The organism is Bartonella sp. AU18XJBT, assembly GCF_028618595.1.
GTDB lineage: Bacteria > Pseudomonadota > Alphaproteobacteria > Rhizobiales > Rhizobiaceae > Bartonella.
This window is the reverse complement of record NZ_JAQITE010000024.1, coordinates 19842-27517: the sequence shown is the minus strand read 5'-3', so window position 1 is coordinate 27517 and position 7676 is coordinate 19842. Positions and strand designations below refer to the sequence as shown.

The following is a 7676-nucleotide window of genomic DNA, read 5'->3' as shown; positions in this document are numbered from 1 at the left end:
GACGTTAACTTTAGAATAGAGCATTCTTTAAACAATATCGCTTTTGACTCCAAAATTGAGTAAAATCCCATGCCTTTATGATGTTACAACGATTTTGAAGTTTACCTGCTTATCTTTGTTTCAATAGATGCCCTCAAATTTGAGGTGATCTCATTTGGCTTCGTATTTTTAAACGATAACTTTTAAAACGTTTTTTGATAGCTTGCTTTTATTCATTAAAAAGGCTTTTGATCATACGATATAACGTTTTGAATTTCATATCTGTTTATTTCCTTACTCCAGTAAAAAAATACCGTGGTTTTAAAAATGATCTTGTCTTTAAATCTTTTTATGCAATCTTTAAAAGGTTCAGTGTTATGATGATGCTGTTATGACAGCTCTCTATTTTACGCTTCTCAATTTTGAGAACTTGTAATTTTATGTTTTTATCATGCGATTAATAATCCAATCATTAAAACAAGATATGATCTTTAAACGTATGTTATCGATCATTCCAAATAACTGAACTTTAAAACAATGCGATTTTTGAGTGATAAAAACGTATCATAAAATTTATAAACTGTTATGAATGATAACAGCTTTTCATTTCATTTGAATACACACATGCGTTATAATATTAGCATCATGATTAGCTTTTTATGGTCTATTCATACATGGCAATCTTATGTAAAAAATGGTCAAATGAATCACGTATAAAAATGTGGATTCTGATGGGGGTGCATATAAAATTATTTAAATAACATATTGACTTTGTTGTATTTTTTGATATTATGCCGCATTACTCTGTTTCAACATCACTCTCATTAAAAGACAAAAGATTAAAACTTTGGACCATATGAGGTGGTAAAGGTGCAACAATATCCAATATTCCTCCTGAAGGATGAGGAATACGAATACGACGTGCATGAAGATGAAGACGATTTTGAATTCCTCCTGGTAATGTCCAATTACTATCAGAAAAAAAATACTTTGTATCGCCAATGATAGGATGATCCATATGGGCAGCATGCACACGAAGCTGATGTGTTCTCCCTGTATAGGGTTCCATTTCAAGCCACGAAAGAGCCCGCCCTCGCATATCTAAAACGCGATAGTAGGAAACCGCATGATGTGAATCTGGCTCCCCATGTTCACAAACACGCATTTTGTCACCTTGTGCAGTCATTTCCTTAACCATCCACGTTGAAATTTTATCCTGCTTTTTTTTAGGCACGCCCCGAACCAACGCCCAATAAGTCTTTTTTGTTTCTCGCGCTCTAAAAGCAGCTGTTAAGGACTGAGCAGCTCCCCTTGATCGCGCAACAATAAGGACACCCGACGTCTCACGATCAAGCCTATGAACCAAACGCGGCTTTTCACCTTTTTTATTGCGCCATACCTCAAGCATACTATCCATATGACGTGTTAAACCAGAGCCTCCTTGTACAGCCAACCCAGCTGGTTTATTAAAAACAAATACCTTTGGATCTTCATAAAGCAGCATCTTTTTCAAAACGGTTTCATTATCCTGCCCACGAAGTGTTTTATCCGTTATGGAAAGATTTTCCTTGTCATTAATAGGGAGGGGTGGAATACGAACAGCTTGCCCCATACAAAGACGCGTATCAGCTTTAACACGTCCACCATCAACCCGTATCTGACCAGAACGCAATAATTTTTGCAAAGCTCCAAAACCAAGTCCTGGGTAATGCTCTTTAAACCAGCGGTCCAAGCGCATTCCATTTTCATCTGCCTCAACTTTTTTTATCTCTACGCCTACCATGAAAATTCCCTTACCTGATAATTTTATTGATCTATTTTTGCGCCTTTATAAACACAAAAATTGATATTTTAGTTGGCTTTATCACACCATATTACAGTTAGTATCCAAAATTGCCTTTTCTTAACGTCCAAATTTTATTAGCTAAAAACTAAGCGTTGTAAAACACTTTACGCTTAATAGCGAATGGAGATAATTAACCGTGTCCTTATTTAAAACCTATGCACGTGTTCTCACTTACCTAAATAGAGAAAAAAATGCATCCCTTTTAATCTGTACCGCTAATGTTATGTTAGCCATTATCACCATTGCGGAACCTATTTTATTCGGACGCGTTATTGATTCTATTTCAGAAAAATCAGCTATCATTCCTACTCTTACCCTTTGGGTTTGTTTTGGACTTTCACATATTATTGCTTATGTCCTTGTTGCTCGCGGTGCTGACCGCTTAGCCCATAGACGCCGCTTAATGGTTTTAACGGAATCTTTCGAACGTATCATTGCCATGCCTTTAATTTGGCATCAACAACGTGGAACTTCCAATGCACTCCATACACTTTTGCGCGCAATAGATTCCATGTCAACCATATGGCTTGATTTTATGCGCCAACATCTCTCAACCCTTGTCGCTTTATTGGTTCTCATTCCCATAGCGTTTAATATGAATTGGCGTCTTTCAATAGTCTTGGTTGTGCTTGCCATCATCTACGTATTAATTGCACGTTTAGTGATGCGAAAAACAAAAGACGGACAAGCAGCTGTAGAATGCTACCACCACAACCTTTTTAAACATGTCAGTGATTCAATTTCTAATGTTTCCATTGTACAAAGTTATAACCGAATAAAAGAAGAAACTTCTATACTGCATCAACATACAAATGCTCTGCTTAAAGCACAAAATCCTGTTCTTAATTGGTGGGCGCTCGCCAGTGGCTTAAATCGAATGGCTTCAACAATTTCAATCGTTTGTGTTCTTCTCCTTGGAGCTTTTTTTGTGGCAAAAGGTCAATTACGAGTAGGTGAAGTCGTTGCTTTTGTTGGATTTGCACAACTCATGATTAGCCGTCTAGACCAAATGAGCAATTTTATTAATTGTGCAATATCCTCACAAGCAAAACTGCAAGAATTTTTTGAAATGGAAGACTCAACCTTTCATATCAACGAACCGCAAAATCTTCCTTCCCTCCAAAATGTTAAAGGCGCCATACAATTTCATCACGTGACCTATAAATTTCCAAATTCTTCTCAAGGTGTTTTTGATGTTTCCTTTGAGGTTAAAGCAGGACAAACTGTTGCGATTGTAGGACCAACAGGGGCTGGAAAAACAACATTGATCAATCTGTTGCAACGCGTATACGACCCTGCCGTTGGGCATATCTCCATTGATGAAATAAATATATGCTCGATCAATCGCGAATCTTTACGCAAATCTCTAGCAACAGTATTTCAAGACTCGGGTCTTTTCAACCGCACTATTTATGACAATATTTCAATAGGAAAAGTGAGCGCAACGAATGAAGAACTTTATGAAGCAGCAAAAATAGCAGAAGCTCACGATTTTATTCTAAAAAAAGCTGATTGTTATGACACAATAGTGGGCGAACGAGGATCTCAATTATCAGGTGGAGAAAAACAGCGACTAGCAATTGCACGCGCTGTTTTAAAAAATGCCCCTATTCTCATTCTAGATGAAGCAACAAGCGCTCTTGATGTTGAAACAGAAGAACGTGTCAAAGATGCTCTCGATTCCATACGCCATAACCGCACTACTTTTATTATAGCACATCGCCTCTCAACAGTACGCAATGCTGATGTGATACTCTTTCTGGAACATGGTTACTTAATGGAAAAAGGAAACTTTCAAGAATTGATCGATAAAGGGGGACGTTTCTCTAATTTTTTAAAGGCAAGTGGTTTAACAATCAAACCACCAGAAAGAGAAGGAGAAAATGTTATTCCCTTACATGAAGCCATAGCTTCATAAAAACGATACTCTTCATAAATCTTATGCAAAAAATCCTTCTCACTATAACAAGAGTTCTTATATATGATACAAGTAAAAAGATTTCTAAAAATGCCACAAACCATTTTAAGTGTTTAAGACAAATATTAAAACAGTTTAGTATTTTCTCTGCTATTGCAATTTTACTAGATTAGGACAAAAATATTTCCCTATATCTGTGCATATTAACGAATATACACTCTCATTTAGGGAAAATATAAAGATGTAAAGGTAAAAACAACTTCCAGTTTTACCATATTCTTTTAACTCAGCTTTATGAATTTCAAAACGAACTAAAGTAATGGCTTTTAAATAATGAATATTATGTATTGTTTTGCACATTCATATGTTTTTTTAAGAAAAATTTCTCAATGCTCCTAAGCCAATTTTATAACGACATTCGTGAGTAGTTTTGATTAATTTAACATACAAAGAATTTTAAATGATAAAATTCTACGAATATTCGTAGCTCTTATTCAAAATATAAAACGATAAATTATCATTATAACTCAATGTATTAAGGCAATCGTATCATAATAAATTAGACATTAAATCTTTAAATTTTTGTAACATTCCTTTGATTTATATAGATAATTCATCACCTTATAACTTTAAATAAAGATTTATAAAGATAGGAGAATATTCTTTTCAAGACCTTTTAATGATAAACAAAAAAACTGTTTTCTTGTACATAACAAGCAAAATGAAAACAATACAATAGCTCTAAAATAGAACAGCTCTTTTATAAGCCTTTTCAAGGAAAGAAATTTTAGTTATTTGAAAGCTAGTAGAATAATAGCAGTTTATAACTTTATAAGGATAATCGTATGCAATAAATCTTGTATTATTCCTTTCATAAAAAGAGAGGTTTTTTTCAAAAAAATCTATAAGAGCAACACAATAACTAGTCTTCCTAGTAACAGCAAAGTATGAAGTGCTGTATAATCTATCTTATCTTAAAACGGTGACTCCTGAAATGCTTGGAAGCTATAATGCCAAATGAAAAAGTAATAATAAAGACAACCACTGCTTTTATCTTTACAATTGTATTTTTCCCCAATTACGCTGTATCTGCATTTCAAAAATACACAAGACAGATATTCGTGATACTTAGATGCCACCCCAATCTTTATTTTTTTCCAAAAAATCTTTTAGCGCTACAAATGCCTCATCAGCTTTGTTCCCCTCAGGACCACCAGCCTGCGCCATATCATGACGGCCACCTCCACCTTTACCACCAAGTATAGCTGAAAGAATACGAACGAGATCAACAGCATTCAATCTATGAGTTAAATCATCCGTAACGCCGACAACAGCACTCCCCTTTCCATCCTCCGAAACACTAATAAACGCAACCACTCCAGATCCGATTTGTTTTTTCTCAGAATCGACGAGTGCCTTGAGATCCCGTGGTAAAATATTTTTAACAACGCGTCCGGTAAAAGAAAACCCATTGATGATAGTAATATCACCTTGGCTCCTTTCTGTTATTCCACCACTCAACATCATTTTCTTGCGTACATCATTCAATTCTTTTTCAAGTTTACGACGATCATCAAGCAAAATTCGCACCCGTTCTTCCACGCCAACAGAAGAAGTTTTTAAAAGATCAGCAATTTCATGAATACGGTCATCTTGGCGGCTAAGATAAAGGCGTGCTTCTTTGCCTGTTAAAGCTTCAATACGCCGCACTCCAGCCGCTACAGAACTTTCAGAAACAATATGAATCAAACCGATATCCCCTGTGCTCTTCACATGTGTCCCTCCACAAAGCTCTATTGACCAATGCTTTTTTAATCTTTCCTGTTCAAGTGGCTCCCCCATAGAAACAACACGGACTTCATCACCATATTTTTCACCGAATAACGCCATTGCCCCTTCAGAAATGGCATCATCTACAGCCATGAGGCGCGTTTTTACTTCACTATTTTGTAAAATAATCTCATTTGCTAAATCTTCTATTTTTTTCAATTCTTCCAAAGAAACAGATTTTGGATGAGAAAAATCAAAACGCAATCGATCTGGCGATACAAGAGAGCCCTTTTGTGTAACATGAGCTCCCAAAACTTGTCGTAAAGCTTCGTGTAACAAATGAGTAGCAGAATGATTTACACGGATTTTTTTACGACGAACAACATCAACTGTTAATTCTACACACTCAGACCTCGATGCCTGACCAGATTTTACTTCTCCAATATGAATAAAAAGACCATCACCTTTTCTCTGAGTATCATGCACCTCAAAAATAAAATTTTCACCAGAAATGATACCACTATCACCAATTTGTCCACCAGATTCACCATAAAAAGGTGTCTGATTAACAACAAGCATAGCTTTCTGACCTGAAGAAATATGATCGACAAGTTTACCATCATACACGAGAGCTGTAAGAATGCCTTTAGCCGTTTCTGTTTCATAACCCAAAAATTCTGTAGCCCCCACTTTATCACGAACAGAAAACCAGATCTTTTCTGTTACAGCTTCCCCAGAACCAGACCAATTGGCACGCGCTTCCTCTTTTTGACGTTTCATCGCTTTATCAAAGGTATCAACATCAACAGATATTCCACGACGCCGCAAAACATCCTGCGTTAAATCAAGCGGAAAACCATAGGTATCATAAAGCTTGAAAGCAACTTCACCATTTAAATGATCTCCTTCTTTAAGATCGGTACTTGCTTCATTTAACAAACCAAGTCCTCGTTCAAGCGTTTTACGAAAACGCATTTCTTCTAACCTTAAAGTTTCTGAAATCAAAGATTCAGCACGCATCAATTCAGGATAGGCTTGTCCCATTTCGCGAATTAAAACAGGCAAAAGACGCCACATTAACGGCTCTTTAGCACCAAGAAGATGCGCATGACGCATAGCACGACGCATAATACGACGTAAAACATATCCTCTTCCTTCATTAGAAGGAAGCACACCATCAGCAATCAAAAATGCAGATGAGCGAAGATGATCAGCAATGACACGATGGCTGACAATAAAATCACCCTTTGCCTCAATCCCTGTCATTTCTTCTGAAGCAGCCATTAATGCACGAAAAAGATCAATATCATAATTATCATGAACGCCCTGTAAAACAGCAGCAATACGCTCTAATCCCATACCGGTATCAATAGAAGGATGAGGCAAGTCAACACGTTCCTCCTTAGAAACCTGCTCATATTGCATAAAAACAAGATTCCAAATCTCAATAAAGCGATCGCCATCTTCTTCCATACTTCCAGGAGGACCGCCCCAGATTTTATCACCATGATCATAAAAAATCTCCGAACAAGGCCCACAAGGGCCTGTTTCTCCCATCGACCAAAAATTATCAGCCGTCGCAATACGGACAATTTTTTCATCTGGAAGACCTGAAATTTTCCGCCACAGTTCAGCAGCATCATCATCACTCTGGTAAACTGTCACCAACAATTTATCTTTTGGCAGGCAAAATTCCTTCGTTAAAAGATTCCATGATAAAAAAATGGCTTCTTCTTTGAAATAATCACCGAAAGAAAAATTACCCAGCATTTCAAAAAATGTATGATGGCGCGCCGTATAACCAACATTATCAAGATCATTATGCTTTCCACCCGCACGAACACATTTTTGTGCCGTTGTTGCCTGCTTATAAGGAGGTTGTTCAAGTCCAGTAAACACATTTTTAAACTGCACCATCCCTGCATTTGTAAACATAAGTGTAGGATCATTCCGCGGAACAAGCGGACTAGAAGAAAGAACTTTATGCCCATTACGATGAAAATAATCCAAAAATATTGATCGAATATTATTAACACTATTCATACTGACACCTGCTCAATACAGCACAAAACCATAAAAGAAAAATCCCCCTCATTAAATATCCTCTTTGCCACGCATGGAGTCAATTTAATCAAAGAATGGAATATTTGTTTAAAAAAATTG

3 protein-coding genes are annotated in these 7676 nt (G+C 36.5%); 1 reads left to right on the top strand and 2 read right to left on the bottom strand.

Annotated elements, in window-relative coordinates; all coding sequences use genetic code 11:
* Positions 1–778: 778 nt before the first annotated feature.
* Complete coding sequence (locus tag PVV60_RS07175; protein ID WP_273724005.1) at positions 779–1762, bottom strand: RluA family pseudouridine synthase; 984 nt, start codon at positions 1760–1762, stop codon at positions 779–781.
* Between the two features lie 199 nt (positions 1763–1961).
* On the opposite strand from PVV60_RS07175, the gene PVV60_RS07170 reads away from it, so the two are divergent.
* Positions 1962–3743: a glucan ABC transporter ATP-binding protein/ permease gene (locus tag PVV60_RS07170; RefSeq protein WP_273724004.1), complete on the top strand. Its 1782-nt coding sequence runs from the start codon at positions 1962–1964 to the stop codon at positions 3741–3743.
* Positions 3744–4871: 1128 nt separating this feature from the next.
* On the opposite strand, the gene alaS is transcribed toward PVV60_RS07170, so the two are convergent.
* Complete coding sequence (alaS, locus tag PVV60_RS07165; protein WP_273724003.1) at positions 4872–7556, bottom strand: alanine--tRNA ligase; 2685 nt, start codon at positions 7554–7556, stop codon at positions 4872–4874.
* Positions 7557–7676: the final 120 nt, after the last annotated feature.